Source organism: Parabacteroides faecalis, from assembly GCF_022809355.1.
Lineage (GTDB): Bacteria > Bacteroidota > Bacteroidia > Bacteroidales > Tannerellaceae > Parabacteroides > Parabacteroides faecalis.
In genome coordinates this window covers 1-23,855 of the sequence record NZ_JAKZMM010000039.1, presented here as the reverse complement: position 1 = coordinate 23,855, position 23,855 = coordinate 1, and the positions used below count along the sequence as shown (strand labels likewise).

Annotated in this window: 22 protein-coding genes and 3 pseudogenes; 13 read left to right on the top strand and 12 right to left on the bottom strand. The window is 42.3% G+C overall.

The genetic code is table 11. The features are described 5' to 3' along the window. Window positions 1-46: 46 nt before the first annotated feature. Both MUN53_RS13660 and MUN53_RS13655 read left to right on the top strand, forming a co-directional pair. Complete coding sequence (locus MUN53_RS13660; RefSeq protein WP_117816606.1) at window positions 47-1,279, top strand: hypothetical protein; 1,233 nt, start codon at window positions 47-49, stop codon at window positions 1,277-1,279. Continuing rightward, on the top strand, window positions 1,276-2,526 hold the full coding sequence (locus MUN53_RS13655) for a hypothetical protein (RefSeq protein ID WP_117816605.1): 1,251 nt from the start codon (window positions 1,276-1,278) through the stop codon (window positions 2,524-2,526). The genes MUN53_RS13660 and MUN53_RS13655 overlap by 4 nt, the downstream gene beginning before the upstream one ends. 360 nt (window positions 2,527-2,886) lie before the next feature. Here the strand turns inward: MUN53_RS13655 and MUN53_RS13650 are convergent. From MUN53_RS13650 to MUN53_RS13615, 8 genes and pseudogenes are all read right to left on the bottom strand, one after another. Next, window positions 2,887-4,272, bottom strand: a pseudogene (locus MUN53_RS13650) (IS66 family transposase). Between the two features lie 74 nt (window positions 4,273-4,346). Then, on the bottom strand, window positions 4,347-4,694 hold the full coding sequence (gene tnpB, locus MUN53_RS13645; protein ID WP_080704533.1) for an IS66 family insertion sequence element accessory protein TnpB: 348 nt from the start codon (window positions 4,692-4,694) through the stop codon (window positions 4,347-4,349). Between the two features lie 4 nt (window positions 4,695-4,698). Beyond that, window positions 4,699-5,037: an IS66 family insertion sequence element accessory protein TnpA gene (gene tnpA / locus MUN53_RS13640; protein ID WP_032946534.1), complete on the bottom strand. Its 339-nt coding sequence runs from the start codon at window positions 5,035-5,037 to the stop codon at window positions 4,699-4,701. A gap of 333 nt (window positions 5,038-5,370) precedes the next feature. Further along, complete coding sequence (locus MUN53_RS13635; protein WP_032946532.1) at window positions 5,371-5,745, bottom strand: helix-turn-helix domain-containing protein; 375 nt, start codon at window positions 5,743-5,745, stop codon at window positions 5,371-5,373. A gap of 66 nt (window positions 5,746-5,811) precedes the next feature. Further along, the gene (locus MUN53_RS13630; protein WP_032946531.1) at window positions 5,812-6,495 is read right to left on the bottom strand and encodes a hypothetical protein; all 684 of its coding nucleotides are present in this window, start codon (window positions 6,493-6,495) and stop codon (window positions 5,812-5,814) included. A 256-nt stretch (window positions 6,496-6,751) separates the two neighbouring features. Next, window positions 6,752-7,342 carry a YqiA/YcfP family alpha/beta fold hydrolase gene (locus tag MUN53_RS13625; protein WP_032944709.1) on the bottom strand — a complete coding sequence of 197 codons (591 nt, stop codon included), beginning with the start codon at window positions 7,340-7,342 and terminating at the stop codon, window positions 6,752-6,754. Window positions 7,343-7,344: 2 nt separating this feature from the next. Continuing rightward, a complete protein-coding gene (locus MUN53_RS13620) occupies window positions 7,345-7,644 on the bottom strand; it encodes a glutaredoxin (RefSeq protein ID WP_032944712.1) in 300 nt (99 codons plus the stop codon). A 111-nt stretch (window positions 7,645-7,755) separates the two neighbouring features. Further along, window positions 7,756-8,437 (bottom strand): annotated as a pseudogene (locus tag MUN53_RS13615) (site-specific integrase); the annotation flags it as partial. Between the two features lie 316 nt (window positions 8,438-8,753). Here MUN53_RS13615 and MUN53_RS13610 point away from each other — a divergent pair. After that, the gene (locus MUN53_RS13610; RefSeq protein WP_032944713.1) at window positions 8,754-9,695 is read left to right on the top strand and encodes a HamA C-terminal domain-containing protein; all 942 of its coding nucleotides are present in this window, start codon (window positions 8,754-8,756) and stop codon (window positions 9,693-9,695) included. Further along, the gene (locus MUN53_RS13605) at window positions 9,688-11,790 is read left to right on the top strand and encodes a DEAD/DEAH box helicase (protein WP_117816604.1); all 2,103 of its coding nucleotides are present in this window, start codon (window positions 9,688-9,690) and stop codon (window positions 11,788-11,790) included. The genes MUN53_RS13610 and MUN53_RS13605 overlap by 8 nt, the downstream gene beginning before the upstream one ends. 434 nt (window positions 11,791-12,224) lie before the next feature. On the opposite strand, the pseudogene MUN53_RS13600 reads toward MUN53_RS13605, so the two are convergent. Beyond that, a pseudogene (locus tag MUN53_RS13600) lies at window positions 12,225-12,398 on the bottom strand (tyrosine-type recombinase/integrase); the annotation flags it as partial. Window positions 12,399-12,677: 279 nt separating this feature from the next. On the opposite strand from MUN53_RS13600, the gene MUN53_RS13595 reads away from it, so the two are divergent. From MUN53_RS13595 to MUN53_RS13585, 3 genes are read left to right on the top strand one after another with little or no spacing between them, the layout of a single operon-like run. Next, window positions 12,678-13,907, top strand: a complete 1,230-nt coding sequence (locus MUN53_RS13595; RefSeq protein WP_243326039.1) for a site-specific integrase — start codon at window positions 12,678-12,680, stop codon at window positions 13,905-13,907. 35 nt (window positions 13,908-13,942) lie between these two features. Then, window positions 13,943-15,190: a site-specific integrase gene (locus tag MUN53_RS13590; protein WP_243326037.1), complete on the top strand. Its 1,248-nt coding sequence runs from the start codon at window positions 13,943-13,945 to the stop codon at window positions 15,188-15,190. Between the two features lie 2 nt (window positions 15,191-15,192). Continuing rightward, window positions 15,193-15,567: a transporter gene (locus tag MUN53_RS13585; protein ID WP_229104341.1), complete on the top strand. Its 375-nt coding sequence runs from the start codon at window positions 15,193-15,195 to the stop codon at window positions 15,565-15,567. A gap of 83 nt (window positions 15,568-15,650) precedes the next feature. Here MUN53_RS13585 and MUN53_RS13580 read toward each other — a convergent pair whose 3' ends face one another. The 3 genes from MUN53_RS13580 to MUN53_RS13570 form a co-directional block, all read right to left on the bottom strand. Then, the gene (locus MUN53_RS13580) at window positions 15,651-15,956 is read right to left on the bottom strand and encodes a helix-turn-helix domain-containing protein (protein ID WP_068855419.1); all 306 of its coding nucleotides are present in this window, start codon (window positions 15,954-15,956) and stop codon (window positions 15,651-15,653) included. Window positions 15,957-15,990: 34 nt separating this feature from the next. Then, on the bottom strand, window positions 15,991-16,287 hold the full coding sequence (locus tag MUN53_RS13575) for a helix-turn-helix domain-containing protein (RefSeq protein WP_195579862.1): 297 nt from the start codon (window positions 16,285-16,287) through the stop codon (window positions 15,991-15,993). A 291-nt stretch (window positions 16,288-16,578) separates the two neighbouring features. Then, on the bottom strand, window positions 16,579-17,142 hold the full coding sequence (locus MUN53_RS13570; protein ID WP_243326035.1) for a Crp/Fnr family transcriptional regulator: 564 nt from the start codon (window positions 17,140-17,142) through the stop codon (window positions 16,579-16,581). A 161-nt stretch (window positions 17,143-17,303) separates the two neighbouring features. Here MUN53_RS13570 and MUN53_RS13565 point away from each other — a divergent pair, with 161 nt between their 5' ends. The 6 genes from MUN53_RS13565 to MUN53_RS13540 all read left to right on the top strand — a co-directional run bounded on the left by MUN53_RS13565 (window position 17,304) and on the right by MUN53_RS13540 (window position 23,661). Then, the gene (locus tag MUN53_RS13565) at window positions 17,304-17,828 is read left to right on the top strand and encodes a nitroreductase family protein (RefSeq protein WP_243326033.1); all 525 of its coding nucleotides are present in this window, start codon (window positions 17,304-17,306) and stop codon (window positions 17,826-17,828) included. Between the two features lie 33 nt (window positions 17,829-17,861). After that, on the top strand, window positions 17,862-18,188 hold the full coding sequence (locus MUN53_RS13560) for a DMT family transporter (protein ID WP_071150136.1): 327 nt from the start codon (window positions 17,862-17,864) through the stop codon (window positions 18,186-18,188). An 11-nt stretch (window positions 18,189-18,199) separates the two neighbouring features. After that, window positions 18,200-19,384: an MFS transporter gene (locus MUN53_RS13555; RefSeq protein ID WP_071150137.1), complete on the top strand. Its 1,185-nt coding sequence runs from the start codon at window positions 18,200-18,202 to the stop codon at window positions 19,382-19,384. Next, window positions 19,381-20,040: an HAD family hydrolase gene (locus MUN53_RS13550; protein WP_243326031.1), complete on the top strand. Its 660-nt coding sequence runs from the start codon at window positions 19,381-19,383 to the stop codon at window positions 20,038-20,040. Before MUN53_RS13555 ends, MUN53_RS13550 begins: the two co-directional genes overlap by 4 nt. Before the next feature lie 67 nt (window positions 20,041-20,107). Continuing rightward, window positions 20,108-22,378 (top strand): hybrid sensor histidine kinase/response regulator, encoded by a 2,271-nt coding sequence (locus tag MUN53_RS13545; protein ID WP_243326030.1) that lies wholly within the window; start codon window positions 20,108-20,110, stop codon window positions 22,376-22,378. Then, window positions 22,366-23,661, top strand: a complete 1,296-nt coding sequence (locus MUN53_RS13540) for a sigma-54-dependent transcriptional regulator (RefSeq protein ID WP_204479895.1) — start codon at window positions 22,366-22,368, stop codon at window positions 23,659-23,661. The genes MUN53_RS13545 and MUN53_RS13540 overlap by 13 nt, the downstream gene beginning before the upstream one ends. Window positions 23,662-23,855: the final 194 nt, after the last annotated feature.

The following is a 23,855-nucleotide window of genomic DNA, read 5'->3' as shown; positions in this document are numbered from 1 at the left end:
AAATTACTTGTTATAAAAATATAAAAACAATTCAAATTTAAAACATATGGATTACGAAATTTTATACAAATGTGAGGCTGAGCAAAATATAAAATGTTATGTCTGTAAAGCCAATTTAAAGGATTATATAGCTTCTCTAAAGCCTGATTTTTATGAGTTCGAGGTACAACGCGGAATAGTAAGAAATTCATATCTTGATACTTTACGTCAGACAATTAGTAATAAAGAACCTATCCCTCCTATATCTTTAACTGTATCTGGTGAACCTGTTATTGATAACCAAATTTTAAAAGTTAAAGATGAAAATTCGGATATACTTGATGGACTTCAACGTACATTTCGTTTATGGGTATATAACTATATAAACAATATAGTTAAGAGTAAAAATATTTTAACCTTCTCTGAACTTGTTAGTGAATTAAAGTCTGATGATATCGGAACGCGTATTATTGATTTTTATTTTATTAATGCTAAGTTTTTAAAAGACTTTTTACCTATTGGTATCTGTGCAGCAAATATTCAATCCTTTATCGATGGATGGGAAAATTATAATCTTATTTTTTATATTTGGTATGGTTTGGATGATAAACAGGTAGTAAGAAAAATGTTGGAATTAAATGCAGGTCAGAAACCCGTTACATCTACCCATCAATATGAATTATTATATCTTCATTTTTTTAATAATGAAAAGATACAAATTCCAGAAGGAATGCAATTAATTCGTGTAAGAGATCCTTATTTTTTTTCTATACGTAGAGGAAGAAATAAATTAGGGCAGTTTTTACTATCATCTGTGATTATAGCTTATCAGTCATTTATTAAAAGAAAGCCTTTAAGAGTACAAACAGCTAATGAGGTAAGGGTTGATGATGACAATGATGATGATATACAAAATTTCTTTAATCCTGATAATCTCAATTCTTTCTTAAAATACATGTATATAGCTGATTCTATTTTATGTAACCAGGATACAAAACATCTAGCTTGGTATGGCAAAGATACAACTTTAAGTGGGATTTATGCGGCTTTGGGTCAATATATGTATGAAAATGGCAATGAATTAGAATGGGATAAGTTAGATTATATATTAAACAATAAAGTAAAAAAAATGCATTTTAATGTAGATCAATTTGAAGAAGCGTATAACAGATTATCAAGTATTAAAACTAATGTTGGATATGCTGTTAGAAAAGCTATCTATAAATTTACATTAAATGCTTTGCAATCTCATCCTGTGTCTTGGTACGAATGTTTGATAAATAAAGATAGTGAATTATGAAACGTAAAGATTTATATGTAGAAATATATAATACCGTATTAACTGAGGTACATATTGCAGATAGAGATACTTTAACAGAAATACTTGAAAGTCTTTCTATTTATAAATTTACAGACGCTTTTTCTTCATTATTACCATCGTTGAACGGTGATAAAAGTTATCTTAAGAATTTCGTTGAAAAGATAAAAGATTGTAGTAATGATCCTAATATTGACTTAGAAGAAGAAATAGACAATCCATTTGATTTTGCTTCTTTTGAAATGGTTGAAGCTTCAAGAAAAGTTCATTTGCATAAATTTTATCATTATAATATTGATTGCATAATTGTTACATCTAAATGTTTGTACTATGACAATAGTAAAAAATTTACTGATGCTATATTATGGGAAGCAATAGAAAAACTTTGGAAAAATATATTGGATGCAAGACTATCAAAAAATAATTTTTTTTCTTCTCTAAAGAATTTAGATGATGATCATTTCTTTATATTAAAAACAGCTGTTATTACAGCTACTGATAGTTGGAGAATTTATTCTGAAGCATATTTTGAAAAAGTTATAAATAACGATATACTTATTCCTGAAGAATTAAAATATATCGATTCTGCTTTATGCACAGGACTTTCTCCGGATTGGAATAATTCATATGAGCAATATCATGACTCTTTCAATATAATTGCAGATATGCGAAATGCAAACGACTTACTTACTCGATTTTTAAAAATGTATCAAGTACTTGAATTCTTTACATTTAGATTAAAATTGATTCCTTTGACAAAAGGACAAGCTACAAGAAACTCTTTTATATCTAATGTTAGGCATACTGTAGATACTATATCTAAAGGAGAATTGAAGTCATTACAAGATTTATTTGCGAAAGTATTTAATAGTATTCACAACACTGAAGTTAAGAATCTTGTAGAACCCATTCAAACTAATAATATAAAACTAAGTAAATATCTTAATCAAACCTTAACTAGGCAAATAAAATCCATACTTGGCCTAACAAATCAGAATATTTCTAATCCAAGTAATGTGGCTGAATTAATATATAAGATACGATGTTGTATCGTTCATAGTAAAGAAAGCGAAATACATTTCACACCTAATAATATTTCGGAATACAAAGATTTAATACCTGTAATGAGAGTACTTATAAAAGTAATACAAAATAGTATTGTAGAAACAATTAATAATAGTGGAAAAAAGGATTTAGAATTTCAAAGTGAGTCAATGCTTTTGTATTGATTAGAATTTATAGAAAAGAATTATAACTGAATATAAGATAAATTCCTTAATGTTTTCATGCTAGTATAAATTCGCCTAGTTTAGTAACCCTAAATTGTATAAAATGAACCAATTAATTCATGAACGGAGTTTTGTGAATTAGTTGGTTTATGTCACTTTAGGTCTTTTCACCTATAATAAAGTTTGACGACAAAAACAGAAGAAATCACTATTTAAAATACAAAAATATTTTCTTTTATAACTTAAATTCGTATCTGTTGTTAGTAAAAGCATCCGATAAAGTACACATTGTAGATTCATAGAACAACAAACTCTTCTTATTAACGAATATAAAGTTGACAGGAAGAGTTTGCTATTATATTAGATTTCAATTGAATTTTCGTTGGACTTCTTCAACTTCCAGACATCCGGAAGTAGTTCTCGGATATCTCTGCCGGAGTCTTTTCCTTGATAATAGGGAAGCCTAGCAATGGCATAATTCAGCCATTCTCTTGGATTGACTTCCTGTGCCTTGCAGGTGGCAAGCAATGAACAGATGAGCGCTGTATTTTCCGCGGCTTCATGATTTTCACAGAAGAGAAAGTTCTTTCTTGAGAGCGTCAGAAGAGTATCGCGTTTTCAGACAGATTATTGTCTATCTTTATATTGCTGACTTTGAGACAGGTCTTCATTCTTGACCATAACGGATATACATAGGAGATAGCTTGTCCCTTCCGGCTTTTGGGCGGAACTTTGATTATATGTGCTTTTCATCCACTTTTCAAAGAAATCCTGCAGGGGTGTGGGGACTGACGGTTCCACAGTTTACGCTGTTTTTCCAGCGTATATTCCCGGGAGCCGTTATCGTCATGGAAAATGACCAGCTTTTCCATGACCGCCTTGAGCATCCATAGATACTCTTTGTCGGCCTTTCCCTTGCTGATAACTCTTACAGTGGTCCCGCCCGCCTGAACATACCAGTAGCCGATAATCTGCCGGACCAGCTCGTCATAAAGTGGTCTCAGCAGTTCATACACAGGCTTGAACCAGCCGATCAGTATGCTTTCGGAAAGACGGACACCCAGATGGCGGAACTCCTTGACCTGCCTGTAGAATGGAACGTGATATTCGTATTTCAGCAGGAGCATTTCGGCCAGCATGGTGGAAACCGACCAGACATTTGTAAACAGGAGAAGGTGGAAGCGGAGCAATGATTACGCCGCATTCACCTTCCCCGGGAAGACTCAGGTTGTCTTTCAGCCCATATTTGGGACGGACAGTCTCCTTTACATACAACTTGCCCGGTTCAAATTCCAGCATACGGGTATGTTCCTCGCCAATCCGTCTGTAACGGTCCCAATCCATCCGGTCAGGTTCAATCACCACTTCAACTACCGGCAGTCCCTCCAGGAGTTCGCGGTTACGCCGGGATTCCTTCTTCTTTCCATCGGGCTTTACTTTTGAAGGAACCGCTGCGCTACTGTCCTCTTCCCGGATGTTTTCATTCTGTCCGGTTGCAGGAACGGGATCGAACAGGGAGAGCTGGTTGGAATCCAGGGCTGCCAGCTTATCACTTCTCCGCCCGAAAAGCTGACGGTTCAGCCATGCTATCTGTGAAAGCAGTTTCTGTATCTTCCGTTGCAGCGCATCCGTCTGTTCCAGCAGTTTCCCGTTGGATTCGACAAGGGAACGGTTAGTTTTCAGGAGATCGGCTATCTGCTCCTGCTGACTCCTGATTATCTGTTCCATTGTATCCTGCTGAATCATCCGTTTCTATCTCTTTATATGATGTAAAATACTGATTTTTCGGTAGATACGCAATCGGATACATAAAAAAACTTTCAATAGAAGCCATCCATTCTACTGGCTTTTAACCTTTTCAGCCTCTCGTTCGGATTGTCACTGATTCCTTCCACCATCATGACCAAGTCGCGCCATTCCATCGGATAAGACCTGCTCCGGCTGTCATAGGCCGGCAGCCGGAACGTGCCCTCTTCCAGACGTTTCACATACAATACCATGCCGCCGTCTTCAGCATGGAGGAGCTTCATGGTGCTCCTGCTTCTGTTTATGAAGATGAAGACATCGCTCAGACGAACGTCATGTCCCATCCGGTCGTGAACCACTCCGCACAGAGAATTGATTCCCTTGCGCATGTCCGTCTTTCCGGGACACAGGAAATAGCGCATGGTATCATTCAGACAGAATATGGCTGCATAATTTGTGTATCAATCCAAATGTCAGTTCAGGGTTTCCATGGCTGTCAAGGTGGATTCTGATTCCGGAAGGAAGCTCTATCGTTACGTCGCCACCCGCACCTGACGGGAGATTGCCACTGCGACGCAGATCCAATGGAATGAATGTATCATCAGGAAGCTTGTCCGTATGGCTCAGGCTGAATTTCTTCTTCCAATAATGGAAACAGGAGGATGAATAGGCCTCATTCTCACAGAAATCTTTTATGGTTAGGCCACTGGCCTGTTGTCTTTCATAAACGGACAGGAACTCTTCTTTACTCATTATTCGTTTCATGTTTTTTATTGGCAAAGTAACGGAAGAGTGGAGGGCTTTAATAATGTGTATTTTATCGGATGATTACCATTCTAAAACATTACTTAAAAACTTGTATTTTAGCAATTTCAAAGATCTATTTGCTAACATTTATAGAACAGTAGTGATTGTTAGTATTGATTTAATGCCGTTATGGTTAGATTATGTCTTATATTAAAGTTACTATATAAGTTATTTGATAGAGGTGCTTCTATAATTTCTGCTTGATATTAGATTTTATCGCACACTAAATATCGGTTCTGATTAAAAGAGTTTGTTTGTCAATCTATGGTATTCATTCGTAATTTACTATTATCAGAGACCAATATTAACTCCATTTCTAGGTTTGCGTTTCATCCCCTTAAGTATTTGAACAGATTGTTCCTGATAGGATAGAGGTTGGCTTTGTTTTTTGCCAGCCTCTATCCATTTAAGAAGCTCGTCCTCATAGAAATATAATTTTTTACCACGTTTATAGGCTGGGATGAGACCTGTACGAGCAAGTCTATAGATTGTCGGTTTTGATTTTTGGATAAGTATGCTAGCCTTATCTATGTCAATTAGTTGATGCTGATTATCCGGTTTCTGTGTTTGTAAGGTTTCAACTAATTGATAAATTTTCTCTACTTGTTCTGTTAAATAGCTTACAGCCTGCGGAAGCTTGTCGAATGTGATAGGTTCTTTTGTCATAGTATCTGTTTTTGCTTTTGAGGATTAATATTTGTTGATGCAATATTTATGAATATAAAGTCTGATTTATTGAATTATATCTGGATTTAATTTAATCAGGCATTCTGTTTCTGAGTGAGACATCTTTTTGATTATCGTGTTGATTTCATTTTCTTTCATGGTATCAGCAAATACTTTTTTAATGAATTCTGCTGTATATGAACGTCGTTTACCTAATGCTTTACCTATGTTCCAACCCAAATGCATAACATCTATAGCTTTCAATTTTGAATCTACTTTTATAGGAATAATATCTATAGCAGTTTTATCCTGAAAGAAATCTGAAATATAAGCACAGAGGCGCTGCAGATTTTCTTGGCTTGTATAAGCAGCCATCGTTTGATGGATGTATATATGTACTAACTCTAGCTTTTTATCGTTCGTACGTTTCTGTTCTATAATAGTATTCGAACGGAGTTTTTCATATTCCATAAATGCTTGTTCTGGTTCAATCACAGAATCATTAAGATGTTCATGGATAGACAAAGATTTGCTATGATGACATAAATATATAATTATCTCGTATAATGCAATTTGCATTGATATATATAATCCTGTAGATATTATAAAGACCGATATAAAAATAATATTTGAGCTGAATTGATCAAAGCCTGCATTGACTGCTTCAATGCGTATAGCAAGTGCTATAAGAAGTAATGTTCCAGCTACACTGGAATCTAAAATAAAATATTCAAATTTCTTCAAATACATAAGCCATATGTTTAACTGTTCGTAAGCAAAGGTAATGTTTACTGATTATGTATTATCAGAAAATGACAAGAGTGACATCAGACTTCATCAAACGTCACTAATTGTCATAAATAGTTTGATTATTATTGGAAAGTAAGAAGTGTTCAGATGGAATAGGGGCGGATTAATTTATGGGATTGAATGTAAGACATGAATTTATAACTTATCATATAATAAACAAAAGTGGTATTCTTTCTATATTATATGATAAGTTATGCTATAATTCCAATAATCGTTCCGCTAATGGCGCATAATACTTTTGTACTTCTTCAGCTGTTGGAGTATGACCGCCAGGAAAGTGGTATGAATATTTATAATGCATTAAAAATAAAGGCTCAAAGTGTGCCAGATGGTCATTCTCACCAAATATCCCCCATATATTTTCTTGGTTAGCTACCTGACAATTGTCCCATTGATGCTGTTGAAGTTCTGCAAATTCATCAATCAATGTTTGGTTAATGACAAGCTGCTGGTTTCCGTTAGCTCGTGGAGATTTGTATTCATGCGAACCAATACGTTCCATCAGGAAGCTTGTCATTTCGAAATGGGGATTTCCGAGTAAAGCAGGGATATTGTTTTTAGATGCTACTATCTGTGCCAAAAACGAGCCATTACTGTTTCCTACCAATATATCAGGTTTTTCTTGGTTGCACAATCTTTGGATAAAGTCGATAGCTTCCTGTGGATGCAGGGGTAAGTCTGGACTCAAGACTGTTGCCTTACCGCTGAAATATTCTTTCAAGGCAAGAACTGGGATACATGTACCTGATGCAAAGAAACCATGAAGGAAAAGAATTTTCTGTGCCATAATCAACAACCGCTTCCGTCAATATTACATGTTGCTCCTTCGTTGATAGGACGTGAACGTAATCCGGCATCTTCTGGATTCAAAGTAACCGTACCGTCTTCCAATACAAAGCAAGGAATTCCAACGGCTCCAACACTTTTGGCTTCATTTAAGGCCGGATGATGATCTCTTAGTCTCAAGAATGCTTTCAAATCTCTTACGTGTTGACCAATATCAATGACTTCATATTGGTTATTATCTTTTACTTGCTCTTCTACATACGTACAATCTGGACAAGTTTCCATTCCATATATTTTTATCATAGCTGTAGTTATTCATTTAAAGACTCAATTTTCTTCAAAGATACTGATTCTGCCAGATTATGCAAACTCTATATTATGATAAAACAGGTTATAGATAAGATAAAAGCTATATTATTTCAATGAAATCTTATTAGCCGTCTCTCGCTTCTTGGAATTGACCAAATCAGCATAAATTTGTGTTGTCGATACATTAGCATTTTCGATACTGTATAAATATCTGTGCCTAAAGAGATTTGTATGACGGCATACGAGTGACGGAAGCAGTGGAAAGTTATGTGTTTTTTGATTCCGGCTTCCGAAATCCATTGCTTGAGAGGCTGATTCGTCATAGCTCTGGTCAGTCCTTTAAATACGCGGCCTGAACCAGGAATACCACATAGTTCCAATTCTTCGTTACTGATGGGGAGAGTAGCTTCCGTCTCTGTCTTTTCTGTGCAAATTCTGATGTAATAGCCATTGTCGGGACCAACTTTGATATTATCCCATGTAAGTTTAAAATACCGCTGATGCGAAGACCAGTCATACAGGAGAATAATGAAGCTTGTTTCAGTACAGGAATTTTGCATGGTGTAGCGGCCAGTTTTTTGACCTCCGCTAATGTAAGATACTGCTTTTTGACTTCTTTCCATTCAATCTTGTCTATGAAGTCATTCAGATTTTCACGTAGCATCTTCTCTTGATAAGCTAATTTCAGTAATGCAGGGAAAGTTGAAAAATAGCCAGCTTCCGAATTTCTCGAAACGCTGATATTAGGATGACGGATCTGTTCATAGTTCAGTAGATATTGAGTAAAATATCAATTATCTTGTATATGCCATTATTAGCCATTCAAGCATCATCAAATATACTCTTCTAAATTCTAAGTGATAGTATCGATAGAAAACTAAGTATAAATTTTAGAGAGAGCGTACGAGAAGGAGATATGTCTGAAAATATGTTCTAACCTAACCAGGATTTTATATCCATTTTATAATTAAAATGTTATTCTGAATCCCAAACATAAATTTGTTTTTCGTTGGAAATGAAATGTTTGATGAATTATTGTTAATTTTGTAGATTATTCTATTAAGGTAGTTTAGATAAAAATCAAGACCATTAAAATGTAATTTATGGATAAAATAAAGAACTTCGATATAGTTGTAAATACCTGCCTGGCAGATATCGAATCAAGGTCAAAGAAGTCTGACTTTGACAAAAATGATTTTTTGCTGTCTGTGGTTAATGGCTTTGAAGATGGGAAGTGGCGTGAAGATCTTTTTCGCCAGTTTGTCATGAACAATATAGCACAAACAGGTTTATCTGCAGATGAAAGAGAAAATATTTGTACAATTGATCCATACACGCAGATAACTCGCTCAATAATGAATCTCAGATTGGTTGATTGTGAGAATGGCCAAGGCAGTGAAATTGCCGAAATAGTACTCTATGGGATAATGCGCTATCATTACAATGCATTACCTGTGGTACCTAAAATATTCTATAAGCAAAATTCTAATGATAACGCAAAAGGAGCCGATAGCGTACATATTGTTATTGATGAAGATAAAATGGATTTTACGTTGTGGCTTGGTGAAGCCAAATTCTTTAATGATATCATAGATGAAAGGTTATATGACCCTATCAATTCAGTGTTTGAAGCGCTCGGCACGGAAAAGATAAAGAAGGAAAACTCAATAATAACAAATATTAAGGATTTAGAGTATGTAATTAATAACCCAGACATAAGAAAAAAAGTAAAAGAAGTACTTCGTCATGATGTATCGATAGACGAGGTAAAAAAAAGGCTACATGTTCCTATTATGTTGTTACATGAATGTAGTATAACTAAAGGAGCTAGAGAATTATCACCTGAATATCTTGAAGAAATAAAACATTATCATCTAAATAGAGCTGAGAGATTTTTTATGTCGCATAATAATAAGCAGAAGAAAGAAGGTGTATATGGTTTTGAAAAAATAATGTTTCATCTCATACTGTTTCCTGTGCCTAATAAAGAGAATATTGTAAACTGGTTTGTTAAACGCGCTAATCAAATAAAACAAGATGCTTGAAAGTGAAGTTTTTGATATCTGTTATAATATCAACGAACTGATCCTAAACAGTCAAATGGATACAGCTCGTACAGAGGTAATAAAATTGCTTGATAGACTGAATCGTGAAGGCAAAGAATACTCTCCTATGGTCAACCATTTTATAAGAGAAGTTGGTCTGTTCCCTTATATTGATAAAAATACAGCATCATGGCAAGAACAAGCTGTATTTGAGGCTTATAAAACAGATCTTGGCGGTGGCGAACAAAAGACGCTTCACAGTGCTCAGTCGAGAGTTTTAAAACGATTGTTGGCAGGTGATAATATTGCACTTAGTGCTCCTACTAGTTTTGGTAAAAGTTTCATCATTGATGCTTTTATTTCTATTCGTAAGCCTGATAATGTGGTTATTATTGTCCCTACAATAGCTTTAGCAGATGAAACTCGTAGAAGGATTGAGCATAAGTTTTCAGGAATGTATAAAATTATTACTACCACTGACGCGACCCTTAGAGAACGTAATATATTAATACTACCACAGGAGCGTAGTTTTGCATATGTAGGTAAGTTTGAAAGTATTGATATGCTCATTGTGGATGAATTTTACAAGGCAAGTTCTTCATTTGATGATTCGCGTAGCACTTCTCTACTAAGCGCAATGATTGAACTTGGCAAGATAGCGAAACAAAAGTATTATCTCGCTCCTAATATCCATAATATCAAAGAAAATGTGTTCACTAAGGGTATGCAGTTTATGCGTTTTACAGATTTTAAAACTGTAATAACTATGGCTAGCAAAGTCTATGAGAAGATGGGGATTGATGAAAACAAAAACGACTTTAAAGCAACAAAATTGCTAGACATTTTAAGAAAACATAAAACTAAAACTTTAGTATATGCAGGAAGCTATGATAATATAAATACTATTTCTAAACTGCTCACCAACAATATGCCAAACAAAGAAAATGATTTATTGAACAACTTTTACGATTGGCTTAGAATAAATTATGGCGAATCTTTTTCTTTGTGCAATTTGAGTAGAATTGGTGTTGGTGTTCATAATGGTAGAATGCATAGGTCATTGAGCCAGATTCAAGTAAAACTGTTTGAACTTAGAAATGGCATTGACACTATAGTTTCAACTTCTTCTATAATAGAGGGTGTTAATACCCAAGCAGAACAAGTTGTAGTGTGGTCAAATAAAAATGGTAATCGCAAATTTGACTATTTTACATATCGTAATATCATAGGCAGAGCAGGCCGTATGTTGAAATACTTTGTAGGTAAAGTATATTTGCTAGAAGAACCTCCAGCTCAAGAGAATACTATTTTAGATATTGAATTCCCAGAAGATGTAGTAGAAATGCTTGATTCTGAAAATCCTGGAGTGGAAATTAATGATGAACAAAATAATCAGATAAAAGAATATGAATCATATATGTCAGAAACACTTGGTAAAGATGTTTTCAATAAGATAAGGAATAATTCATTGATAAAGTTATGTAAGCCGAGTCAACTGCGTTTTTTAGTTGGCAAAATTAAAGAAAATCGCAATTGGCCTAATGGATTTGAATCATTGGCATCTACGAATTCATACTATTGGCGTAATCCTATTTCTGATGTAGCAGATATGCTTGGAGATAATATGAAAGGATTGATGAAAATTGCTATATGGAAATTTCCTCAAAACTGGCAAAAATCTATGGCTGAAATACATGGAGAGTTAGTGAAAGATGGTTATGAATTTAGTCAGGAAGATTTATTTCATGCAGAACGTTATATGTCATTCAATCTTTGTTCTATTCTGAATGTTATTAGCATACTTAAAAGATTAATCTATCCAGATACTCCTGATATATCTTTGTTTCTCGCTAAAGCAGCAAATGCTTTCCTTCCTAAGCTTGTATATCAATTAGAGGAGTATGGACTGCCTAGAACTTTAAGTAGAAAAATTCAAAATTCAGGTTTAATAGATCTTGAAAACGATGAGATGGAGGTTTCTGATATAATAGAGGAATTTAAGAAAATTGGCTACGACAAATTGACAGAAAGTATACAAGATATTCACCAATTTGAAAAGTTTATTCTTAAGTATTTTTATTCTGGTATTAGTTAGTAATGTAAGATGCTGTTATAATCATTGTAAATACATGGGGCATCAGAATGCTATTGGTGGCAAATCACCACTTCAGGCCAAAGCACATATATTCCCCCTTTTTGTATGTAATGATTATGGCTTGTTCTTTTTTAGTTAGCGTAAAACTTGCCCGATGTACAACTTTTTAATATTGAGTTAGTATAATACACAAGTCAATTATACGTTGCCAGTAGTTTCCAATCAAGAATTGCTAGTAAGCTATATCAAGAGGGTACCCTTTGAACCATATCATATGGCTTTGGGATTACCCTCTCAAATTCGCCAAATAAACCGAACATGAAAATAAAAGCATAACAACTGTAAATATCATCCTAAAAAATGAGTAGAAATTTGTAATTAAATGCAGTGTTCTCGGCTTTTAATTATGAAATTAAGATGTTTGTTATGAAATATTACTTTAATGAGATTTTGTTGGCGGATTCCCGTTTCTTCTCACTGACAAGCTCCGCATAAATCTGAGTTGTCGAGACATTACGGTGAGTAAGCATTTTGCTTACTGTGTAGATGTCCGTTCCTGCTGCAATCTGGAGGGTTGCAAAAGTATGCCGGAAGCAGTGGAACAGCACCCACAAAGCACCCGTCAGCAAACAAGTGACGACAAAACGTAACCCGTTTGAAATGAGCGGTTTTTCATTATTCTGCCAAATGTCGGAAACGCAACGGAGTGCGGAATATTGCACCATTTCAGTTACCAAGCCGTTAGCTGTCAGTTACCGAAGCAAGGACAGGTAACGCACGGAAAATGAAATTGTTGTACGCCCGTGCCGATTGCGCTGATACGCACCGTTCTGCAAATCAATGGACGCTTACTCATAAGTTAATTTTGCAACAAAAACAGTAAGCGTATGAAAGTAGAAAAATTCAAGGTGCTGCTCTACCTGAAAAAGAGCGGAACGGACAAGTCGGGCAAAGCCCCGATAATGGGTCGTATCACAGTGAACCGTACGATGGCGCAGTTCGGATGCAAGCTGTCGTGCAGGCCGGATTTGTGGAACGCGCGAGAAAGCCGTCTGGACGGCAAGAGCCGCGAGGCGGTGGAAACCAACGCAAAACTGGACAAGCTGCTGCTTGCGGTCAATGCGGCGTTCGACACGCTGGTGGAGCGCGAGCGGGACTTTGACGCGACGGCGGTCAAGGACTTGTTCCAAGGCAGCATTGAAACGCAGATGACGCTGCTTCGGATGACCGACCGCATCTGCGAGGACTTGAAGGCTCGTATCGGGATAGACCGTGCCAAAGGCACTTATCCCGGCTATTACTACATGAGAAAGACGTTGGGCGAGTTCATCCCGTGGCAGTTAAAGACGAAGGACATCGCTTTCGGGCAGCTTACCGAACAGTTCATCCACGATTACCAGAACTATGTGATGGACGTGAAAGGCTTGGCAGTGGACACGGTGCGCCATTACCTCGCCATCTTGAAAAAAGTATGCCGCATAGCCTATAAGGAGGGATATGCGGAAAGATGCCATTTTGCCAATTTCACTCTGCCTCAAAAGACAGAGCGGACACCGAGGGCGTTGAGCCGCGAGGACTTCGAGAAAATCCGTGATGTGGAGATACCCGCATGGCGCACCACACACATACTCGTCCGCGACCTTTTCCTGTTTGCCTGCTATACGGGAACCGCCTATGCGGATGTGGTGAGCGTCACCCGTGAGAACCTCTACACGGACGACGATGGGAGCCTCTGGCTGAAATATCGCCGCAAGAAGAACGAGCTTCGGGCAAGCGTGAAGTTGCTGCCCGAAGCACTCGCCCTGATAGAGAAATACCATGACGACAACCGCCCGACGCTGTTCCCGATAATATACCATCCAAACCTCCGCCGACACATGAAATCGCTCGCCGTTCTTGCAGGGGTGAGCAGTACCTTGTGCTATCATCAGGCACGTCACTCGTTCGCCTCGCTGATTACGCTGGAGGCCGGAGTGCCGATTGAAACCATCAGCCGGATGCTGGGCCATTCCGACATCCAGACCACGCAGGTCTATGCCCGTGTCACCCCGAAGAAGCTATTTGAGGACATGGACAAATACATCGAAGCGACCAAAGACTTGAAACTTGTTTTGTAACCAATTAAAATCAGCAATTTAAAAACAATACATCTATGCGCAGTACATTTTCCATATTACCGTATATCAACCGAAGCAAAGTGAAAGCTGACGGCACGACCGCCGTCCTGTGCCGCATCACCATAGACGGCAAGAGTTCCACGATGGCAACGGGCATCTATTGCAGGCCGGAGGACTGGAACAACAAGACGGGCGTAATCCGCACCGTCAGAGAGAACAACCGCTTGCAGGAGTTCCGCAAATCCGTTGAGCTTGCCTATGAGGACTCGTTGAAGAAACAGAACGTGGTGAGCGCCGAACTGCTGAAAAACACATTGGCGAAAAGAGCAGTTATCCCCACCAAGCTGTTACAGATGGGCGAAAGGGAACGTGAACGGCTGCTTGCCCGTTCAAAGGAGATAAACTCCACGTCCACATACCGCCATTCGGGGTATTACCAGAAATACCTGAAAGAATACCTCACCTCGTTGGGCAAGGAGGACATCGAGTTCACCGACATCACGGAGGACTTCGGCAGTTCCTACAAGGCGTTCATGAAGCGCAACAAGAATTTCAGCGCACAGCAAATCAACAAGTGCCTCTGCTGGCTGAGCAAACTGGTGTACCTTGCCGTGGACTATGAGATACTCCGTGCCAACCCGTTGGAGGACATGGAATACGAGAAGAAGCCCGCACCGAAGCACAGGCACATCAGCCGTGCGGAATTGAAAACCATCCTCGAAACACCCATGCTTGACCCCTTGCAGGAACTGGGCCGGAGGGCATTCCTGTTTTCGACGTTCACCGGTCTGGCGTATGTGGACATCATGTTGCTCCATCCGCACCATATCGGCAGGACGGCGGACGGCAGGCGTTACATCCGCATCAACCGGAAGAAGACCAACGTGGAGGCGTTCATCCCCTTGCACCCGATAGCGGAACAGATACTCGACCTCTACAACACCACGGACGACACCAGGCCCGTGTTCCCGCTTCCAAGCCGTGACGAGATGTGGTTCGAGATACACGAACTGGGCGTGGCGATAGGGCGGAAGGAAAACTTGTCCTACCATCAAAGCAGGCACTCCTTCGGAACTTTTTTGATTTCGGAGGGAATACCAATAGAGAGCATCGCCAAGATGATGGGGCACTCCGGCATAAAAACCACCCAACGGTATGCGGAAGTAACGGACAAGAAGATTTCAAAGGACATGGACAATCTGATGGCTTTCAGACGTGCCTACGGAACAGGTGCGTCAAGGGAAAAGAAAACAAAGGACATCTTAACGGATAAGGAGGAATGACAATGGAACGTGGAATTATCACAATCACTGAAAACGGAACGGTCACGATGCCGACTGTTCCCGTCTGGATGACACAACAGGAAATGTCCGATGCGTTCAATGTATTCGGATGCGACATCCGCAGGGCTGTACATGCCATCTACAAGAATATGGAACTGTTTGAAAGCGATACCATGCGCTACATCAGGCAAGACAACGGGATAAGCTACGATGTGTACAGCCTTGAAATGGTGATTACCATCGCCTTCCGACTGCGGACTAAGGAATGTATGGCTTTCAGGCGGTTTGTCATGGGCAGGCTGACCATGAACAACAGACAGCCTGTCAACATTTTCTTTTCGCTCTCCCCATATAATGGCCGGAGAGTGAACAATTAGAAAAGGTGAAAAGAAAAGAGCCGACAACGGGCAGGGAAAATAAATCCTCCGTTGTCGGCTTCTTCTTATTATAGGATGGCAGATTATGTACCGACACGCCTGAACGCCTCCCGGTAATTGGCGGCAAGCATCCTCTCAATGTCCGATTCTTTGTACAGGATTTTGCCGCCCAGCTGGTAATAGGACACCACCCCGTTGTTTCGGTAGTCCTGCAAGGTACGGCGGCTCACTTTCAGCCGTTCCGAAACCTCCCTGTCCGTCAGGAAGCGTTCGCCGCCCAATGTCGGACGGCTGTTTGCCACAAAGTTCTCGATGCCGTCCAGAAGACGGTCAAGCGTGTCGCCGAATTGGGCGACCAGCGCATGGTTCTTGGTTATCATTTCACTCATTGTCACGTTGGATTTAGTGGTAAGACAATAATAATCAGACGGTTCTGACCGTCCGTTTGCCCTCAATTAGTTTTACGATGCTCAGCACATCCTCCGGCTTGTAAAACACCTTGTGGTTAATCTGCGAATAGGCCAGCGTGCCGTTGTCGCGTAGCGTCTGCAACGTGCGCGGACTGATGTTCAACTGCTGGCAGACTTCCTGGTTGTCCATCCAGCGGTTTAATGACTTGCCGCCCTGCTTGGCAAGGAGGGCATCCACACGTTCCGCGAAACGGCTGAACTTCGCCGCCATTTCCTCGAATGCCTCTTTCTGAATAATCAAAATTTCCATTGTCGATACTGCTTTTAATGTTGATACTTGGTTTTTGCCTGCAAAGTAAATCGGTATTCTCCGTAATGAGATGGATATGCGATTAGGTGGCAGCTTGTGGCATTCTGCTGTCCCAATCTTTCATACTCTGGGAATATCGTTTTGCATGGCAACGCAAAGTAAAGACAAGGTTGGCAAAAGCCAATCACCTTGTGCATGCGTGGAAGCATTTGGCACCGATATGGAAGCCTGTGGCGTTATTATATGAAGTGACACTGCAAAATGGTTGCAAAAGCTAAATTGTAAATAAAGCTATTTCATTCGTGACCTTATCCTGCTTAAACTTGTCTGCGTAATGCCAAGATACGAGGCTATGCTGCCCAATGGCAGCCGTTGCAAGAGTTCCGGATCCATCTCAACCAGTTGCCTGTAACGCTCTGAGGCGATAGCTGAGAGCATGGAGATTAATCGTTGTTCAGTCTCCAAAAGTTCCATTTCCGCATACCGTCGTCCCCAATTAGCAATATGCAAATCTTCCAAAAACAATTCCTGCAATTTCTTCCTCTTCAAGACATACAGAACAGAATCCTCCATCAGTTCCATTGTCTCATATCCAGCCTCGTCGTTTACATATCCTTTCATAGAAACAATGGTAGCACCTTCCTTGCCTATCCAAAACGTAATTTCTTTTCCGTCAACATAAGTAAAAGCCTTGACAATACCCTGTTTAATGAAAAATATATCTTTCTCTACCTTGTTTATTTCCAATATATGAAATCCTTTAGGCAATGTAATCTCTGACATACAACGATGCAATTTGTCTAAAGACTTTTCAGGCAGAGGGTATCTTAAACTTAAAATCTGTTCCAGTTTCATACTCCATCAACACTTATCACCCTGCGAAGGTAACAAAAAGATGCGTCATAAATCAGGAAGCATGTCTCTTTTTGTCAAATGCGAAATCATTTTTTGCCAAATGTAAAAAGGTTTAGTGTAAGATGTACCTACTTTTGCATCAAACTTTAACACGGAATAATATGGAACATGATTTTTTGGAGATTATTAAGACGCGACGCAGTTGTCGTAAATTTCAGGACAGACAAATTTCTCGCGTGGAATTGGATGCCGTACTTGAAGCAGGAACTTACGCACCTTCAGCAGGAGGGCACCAAAGTGCGTTTATCGTAGCTGTGCAGAATAAAGAGCAGCGCAAAAAACTGGCTGCAATGAATGCGGCAGTAATTGGATCCAAATCAAATCCTTTTTACGATGCTCCCACTTATGTATTGGTTTTTGCTCCCTCAAATGCTCATACTGCTATCGAGGATGGAACTTGTGTGCTTGAAAATATGATGCTTGCAGCTCATGCCTTGAACTTGGGAAGCTGTTGGATTCATAGAGAGAAAGAAATGTTCATCACGGATGAAGGGAAAGAGATGATAAGGTCATGGGAGCTGCCTGACGGACTGATGGGCATCGGTGCTTTGGCGTTGGGCTATCCTGATGGCAAACCAGCGCCTGCCGTCACACGAAAAGAAGGGTATTACCGTATAATTAGATAAAAATGTCACACGATTTACTTAAGGCGATTTTTTATGAATTGGATTATCTTATTATTGGCCGGACTCTTTGAAGTAAGCCTGACTTTTTGTTTGGGGAAGACTCGGACCGCATCCGGTTTTGAGTTCTATCTTTGGGGCGGAGGTTTTCTTGTCTCCACAATATTAAGCATGACACTGCTTGCCAAGGCCGTACAAACGTTGCCGTTAGGCACAGCTTATGCCATTTGGACGGGTATCGGGGCGGTAGGTACGGTCCTGATAGGCATTTTTGTCTTTAAGGAGCCGGCCACACCGATACGGCTTTTCTTCTTGTTCACGCTGATAGCGTCTTTGATAGGTTTGAAGATTGTTTCTTACTGAAAGGGGAATACATGAAATATGAATTGAAAGCCAACCAGGGTATTCCGGCTTCATTGCTGGTCATGCTTTCCATTGCAACCGGATTATCAGTCGCCAACTGTTACTATAACCAGCCCTTGTTGGGCAGTATAGCCACAGATTTTAAAATAAATGATTTATCCGCCAATGCGGTAGCGACCTTAACGCAAGTCGGCTATATGCTTGGTCTGCTGTTTGTCATTCCATTGGGAGACCTGCTTTCACGCCGTAAGTTGATATTAACCAACTACGTTCTTGCAGCCTGCTCTCTGCTGGCGATTGGTACGGCACAGGACATCCGTATCGTATGGGTGGCATCGCTGATAACCGGAGCGACGTCTGTCATGCCTCAGTTCTTCATACCGCTTGTGTCTTATCATTCAGCCCCAAGCCATAAGACGCGCAATGTAGGCATCATGCAGTCCTGTCTGTTGGTGGGAATTTTGGGCTCACGGATACTGAGTGGACTGATTGCCAATGCCTGGGGGTGGCGCATGGTGTATTTCATAGCAGCCGGACTGATGACGTATTGCTGGTTGATGATGTACAAAGTGCTTCCCGCATTGCCCGCACAGGCAAAAGAAACATACGGAAGGCTGATGAAGTCGCTATGGCATATTCTGCGGAAATATCCATACCTGCGCATTGCTTCCGCTCGGGCGGCATTGGCTTATGGCGCTTTCTTTGCCTTATGGAGTTGCCTTGCCTTCAAGATGAAGCAAGCTCCTTTTTTTGCCGGAGATGATATCATAGGGGCATTGGGATTTTGCGGATTGGCAGGAGCTGCTACTGTGGTATTCATCAGTAAATATATTTCTGTTTATGGAGCCAGACGTTTTTCTCTCATGGGTGGAGCCGTTATGCTGGTGGCTTGGCTGACAGCATGGTGGGGCGGCGACAGCTACGCAGGCATTATCATTGCCATTCTTCTGATTGATGCGGGAATGCAGAGCATTCATCTTGCCAATCAAACCAGTGTAGTAACGCTTGACGCTGAAGCCATCAACCGTGTAAACACGCTTTACATGACCATTTATTTTCTTGGCGGTTCTGTGGGAACGTTTGTAGCCGGCATCTGCTGGGAGCATTTTCAATGGACGGGAACAGCCATAGCGGGACTGACTTTCATTGCCTTGTCCTTGCTGGTCAGTTTTACATTTAAGGAAAGTAAGATATGAGCTCCAAACATCATATCCTATTTGACTTGGACGGCACGCTGACCGACTCATTCAAAGGTATAGTCCACAGTGTGCAATATGCCTTATCTCGCTATGGCATCGTTGAAAACGATTTGCATAAGTTAACCCCGTTCATTGGACCGCCATTGACCTATTCGTTCAGAGAATTTTATCATTTCTCCGATGCACAGGCGGACGAGGCGGTAAGCTATTACCGTGAATATTTTTCCAATAAAGGTTGGCTTGAGAATACTGTCTATCCTGGTGTCCCAGAGATGCTACAGACACTACGTGGAGTAGGCAAGCATCTTTATGTGGCAACCTCCAAGCCCACGGAATTCGCCGTACGGATATTGGAACATTTTGGATTATCCGTTTTTTTCGATTATATTGGAGGAGCTTCTTTCGATCGTTCACGGGAAAGTAAGGTCGAAGTAATGCGTTATTTATGTCAGCTGGCAAACATTACCGATATGGACAGTGCCATAATGGTGGGTGACCGCAAGTTCGATGTATCAGGTGCCCATGCTATCGGAATGGAATGTGTTGGTGTTCTCTATGGCTATGGCTCAGAAGCAGAATTATCATCGGTTCATGCTGACAGGCTGGTTTCTTCAGTAACAGAACTTACGTATGAACTTCTTGCCAAAGTGTAGCTATTTACATAAATTTACAGATTGTTATTAAGTGTTACAATTTAAAATTCTTGCAGGCTACGTTATCATGATGGCGGTCATCGGCAGCATGGCCGCCATTTTGGTGCATGAGCGCAAACGCATCAGGGAGATAGAAGCCGGCACGGAAACCATCCGGCAGGTGCGCCGTGACATAAGTGAGGCCCACCGTTGTATCACCCGGCTTGCCCTGTTGGGCGAGGGCGTCGTCGGCTGGGACGAAACGGACTACCGCCATTACCATGCCCAGCTCCTGAGCACCGACAGCCTGCTGCAAGCCATGAAACCGCTCTGCCGCGAATACGTGCGCCCGGCACAGATAGACACGCTCCGCTCCCTCCTGACGGACAAGGAAACCCATCTGCGGCACATCATGGAGGTGATGGAGCGGCAGGACGAGGCAAACAGCCTGCTGGTGAACCACCTGCCCGAAGTAGCCCGACGGGCTACACGTGTCCGCACCGTGAGGAAGAAGAAAAGCGGGCTGGCAGGCTTCTTCGGCGGCAAGAAGACCGTACAGGTGCTGCCATCCGCCGGGGAACTCCACGCCTTCAGCGACAGCCTGACCGCCCTGCAAAGGAAACAGGCGGCGGAGATGGAAGCATACGCCGACAGCCTGCGCATCCGCAACCGGACGCTGAACAGGGAACTGGGGCGGCTGATACGCGACCTCGACACGCAGGCACAGGCCGCATTCGACGCACGAGAACAGGACATATCGGAGGCGCAGGCACTGTCCGTCAGGCTGCTGACCGCCACCATCTCCGCCGCCATCGTACTGCTGTTCCTCTCCGGTCTTGCCATCCACTGGGAAATCAGGCGTAACGACCACGAACGGAAACAGCGTGAGCAACTCATCAGAAAGTTGCAGGAGAGCAATAACGCAAATGAAAAGCTAATCAAGTTGCGGCGCAACCTCATCCAAAACGTCACCCACGAACTGCGCACCCCGCTGACCGCCATCGGCGGCAACGCCGAACTGCTGCTGGACGACACGGAGGCTGACAGCCGCATCCGCCACGCACAGACTATCCATGATGCCGCCGGGCGCATGGCAGGGATGATAAACAGCCTGCTGGTGTATTTCCGTCTGGACCGCGGCAAGGAAACACCCGTCATAAAGCCGTTCAAACTATGCTCCATTGCCGGAACATTGGAAACGGAGTTCGGGCCATTAGCAGCAAGCAAACATCTTGCCTTCACAGTGAAAAACCATGCGGACGAGATAGTGGGTGGTGACAAAAACCGCATCCTGAGTATCGGGAGCAACCTGCTATCCAACGCCATCAAATTTACCAAAAACGGAAGTGTCACATTGACAACCGAATATACCAGCGGCATATTTACCTTGTCAGTGTCAGACACAGGCACGGGCATGACAAAGGAACAGCAACTGCGGATATTCGTCCCGTTCGAGCGGCTGGGCAACTCCGTGACGGAGGACGGCTTCGGATTAGGGCTTGCCATCGTCAGCGACACGGTGAAACTGCTGAATGGAAGCATCACAGTGAAAAGCAAACCGGGCAAAGGAAGCCGCTTCACCGTAAGCCTGCCACTGCCCAAAGCGGAGGAAACAATGGCCACCGAAAAGACAACTGTTAAGCATTCCACGCTTTCCGGATACTCCGTGCTGGCGATAGACAACAACGGGATGCTGCTGGACATGATGAAGGAAATGTACAGGCAAAGCGGCGTAAAGTGCGACACCTGCCAAAGCGTGGACGAACTGACGGACCGTATGCGCACAAAGGACTACGACCTGCTGGTAACCGACCTGAAGATGCCGGAGGTGAATGGTTATGAGGTGCTGGAACTGCTGCGCACGTCGGAGATCGGCAACTCGCAGACTATACCCGTTGTTGCAGCCACCGCCGCAGGCTATGTGGAAGAAAAGGAACTGACAGAAAAAGGATTTGCCGCCGTGCTGTACAAGCCTTATTCCATAGACGAACTGCTTGCAGTCACGGAACGCTGCATCAAGCCAAAGGGCACAAGCAATATAGACCTGTCGCCCCTGCTCGCTTTCGGCGACAAGCGGCGCACGTTGGAAAAGCTGGCGACCACGACACAATCCGACATGGATGAAGTGCGCAAGGCTGCGGAAGCCGGGGACATGGAGGCGTTGGACAGCTGGATACACCACCTCAGAAGCTCGTGGATGCTGATAAAGGCGGAACAGCCGTTGGCGGTATTGTATGACACAATCCACAAGGGAAAAATATCAGATAACGAAGTAAAGGCAGCCGTTGACGCCGTACTGGCACAAGGCAAACTGATTGTAGATTTGGCGAGGAAGGAGGCGGAACGATGGGACGGATAATCGTGATAGAGGACAATCCCGTATTCGCCGGTTATGTGTGCGGACTGCTGGAGAGCAAGGGATTCCAAAGCGTCAGCACCTCCACCTGCAACGGGGCAAGGAAACTGTTTTCCAAGGTGCGGGAGGACGACATCGTGCTTGCCGACCTGCGCCTGCCCGACGGAGACGGCATCGCCCTGCTGGAAGAACTGCGGAGACAGGGCATGAACAATCCCTACATCGTCATGACCGACTACGACGAAGTGCCCACGGCCGTCCGGTCGATGAAGTCAGGCGCGGAAGATTACATCCCGAAGCCGCTGATTGAAGCCAACCTTTTCCCGCTCCTGAAAACCTTGCAGAAAAGGACGGAGCGGCACGACACACCGATTTACGAGCGGCAGAGCGCGGCTTTCCGTGAGATAGACCGCAGGATAAGGCTGGTCGCCCCGACCAACATGAACGTATTGATATTAGGCGAAAGCGGAACAGGAAAGGAACACATTGCCGGGAAGATACACGCGAGGAGCAAACGGGCAGGCAAGCCATTCGTGGCGGTGGACTGCGGCCTGCTTTCAAAGGAGCTTGCCGCCTCCGCCCTGTTCGGACATGAGAAAGGGGCGTTCACGGGAGCCGAAAGCAAGAAACAAGGTTTCTGGGAGGAAGCCGCCGGAGGCACGTTGTTCCTTGACGAGATAGGCAACCTGCCCATAGAAGTGCAGCAGATGCTGCTCCGTGCGTTGGAATCCAAAATGTACAGACCCACGGGCGGCAGCAAGGACAAGCGGGCTGATGTGCGCATCATCGCCGCCACCAACGAAAATTTGCAGGTTGCCATAACTGAAAAGCGTTTCCGGGCTGACCTCTACCAACGGCTGAAAGAATACACCCTGCACATAACGCCGCTGCGCGAGTGCAAGGAGGACATCATACCGCTTGCGGAGTTCTTCCTACAACTTGCCAACGAGGAATTTGAAAAGCAAGTAAAAGGCTTTGACGCGGAGGCAAGAAAACGACTGCTTGCCTATACGTGGGGCGGCAACGTGAGAGAGCTGAAACGGGTCGTGCATTTGGCGGTGCTGCATACCGAGGGCGATACGGTCACGGCGGACACGTTGGAATTCGATGAAATGCCGCTGACGTCTGACGCTTCACTGGAAATGGACGATATGGAAAAGAAACAGATTATCCGTGCGCTGGAACAGGCGAAAGGCAACCGCAAATTGGCTGCGGCATTGCTCGGCATCGGACGTACCACGCTGTACAACAAGATAAGATTATACGGCATAAAGTACAAGGAATAGACCAAGAACACCACAAGGTTAGAACAGGTTGCCCGACTTCGGAGAGGCAACCCGGCGGCAAGGCTTTCGGAGTAACCCGAAAGGAGGCTGTCTCAAAATGAGATGGCCTTTTTTGTGTCTGCAAAAAAATCGGGCAAGTCCTAACTTCGCTCAGTCAGAACTTGCCCGTCTCCCTAATTTTTTGTATTTTAGGG

Coding starts and splice junctions, on each gene's coding strand:
- MUN53_RS13620 (WP_032944712.1), bottom strand. CDS start 7,644: ATGATAAAAATATATGGAATGGAAACTTGTCCAGATTGTACGTATGTA.
- MUN53_RS13540 (WP_204479895.1), top strand. CDS start 22,366: ATGGGACGGATAATCGTGATAGAGGACAATCCCGTATTCGCCGGTTAT.
- MUN53_RS13585 (WP_229104341.1), top strand. CDS start 15,193: ATGGAACGTGGAATTATCACAATCACTGAAAACGGAACGGTCACGATG.
- MUN53_RS13580 (WP_068855419.1), bottom strand. CDS start 15,956: ATGAGTGAAATGATAACCAAGAACCATGCGCTGGTCGCCCAATTCGGC.
- MUN53_RS13595 (WP_243326039.1), top strand. CDS start 12,678: ATGAAAGTAGAAAAATTCAAGGTGCTGCTCTACCTGAAAAAGAGCGGA.
- MUN53_RS13590 (WP_243326037.1), top strand. CDS start 13,943: ATGCGCAGTACATTTTCCATATTACCGTATATCAACCGAAGCAAAGTG.
- MUN53_RS13545 (WP_243326030.1), top strand. CDS start 20,108: ATGATGGCGGTCATCGGCAGCATGGCCGCCATTTTGGTGCATGAGCGC.
- MUN53_RS13605 (WP_117816604.1), top strand. CDS start 9,688: ATGCTTGAAAGTGAAGTTTTTGATATCTGTTATAATATCAACGAACTG.
- MUN53_RS13575 (WP_195579862.1), bottom strand. CDS start 16,287: ATGGAAATTTTGATTATTCAGAAAGAGGCATTCGAGGAAATGGCGGCG.
- MUN53_RS13630 (WP_032946531.1), bottom strand. CDS start 6,495: ATGTATTTGAAGAAATTTGAATATTTTATTTTAGATTCCAGTGTAGCT.
- MUN53_RS13555 (WP_071150137.1), top strand. CDS start 18,200: ATGAAATATGAATTGAAAGCCAACCAGGGTATTCCGGCTTCATTGCTG.
- tnpB (WP_080704533.1), bottom strand. CDS start 4,694: ATGCGCTATTTCCTGTGTCCCGGAAAGACGGACATGCGCAAGGGAATC.
- MUN53_RS13560 (WP_071150136.1), top strand. CDS start 17,862: ATGAATTGGATTATCTTATTATTGGCCGGACTCTTTGAAGTAAGCCTG.
- tnpA (WP_032946534.1), bottom strand. CDS start 5,037: ATGAAACGAATAATGAGTAAAGAAGAGTTCCTGTCCGTTTATGAAAGA.
- MUN53_RS13635 (WP_032946532.1), bottom strand. CDS start 5,745: ATGACAAAAGAACCTATCACATTCGACAAGCTTCCGCAGGCTGTAAGC.
- MUN53_RS13570 (WP_243326035.1), bottom strand. CDS start 17,142: ATGAAACTGGAACAGATTTTAAGTTTAAGATACCCTCTGCCTGAAAAG.
- MUN53_RS13565 (WP_243326033.1), top strand. CDS start 17,304: ATGGAACATGATTTTTTGGAGATTATTAAGACGCGACGCAGTTGTCGT.
- MUN53_RS13655 (WP_117816605.1), top strand. CDS start 1,276: ATGAAACGTAAAGATTTATATGTAGAAATATATAATACCGTATTAACT.
- MUN53_RS13550 (WP_243326031.1), top strand. CDS start 19,381: ATGAGCTCCAAACATCATATCCTATTTGACTTGGACGGCACGCTGACC.
- MUN53_RS13610 (WP_032944713.1), top strand. CDS start 8,754: ATGGATAAAATAAAGAACTTCGATATAGTTGTAAATACCTGCCTGGCA.
- MUN53_RS13625 (WP_032944709.1), bottom strand. CDS start 7,342: ATGGCACAGAAAATTCTTTTCCTTCATGGTTTCTTTGCATCAGGTACA.
- MUN53_RS13660 (WP_117816606.1), top strand. CDS start 47: ATGGATTACGAAATTTTATACAAATGTGAGGCTGAGCAAAATATAAAA.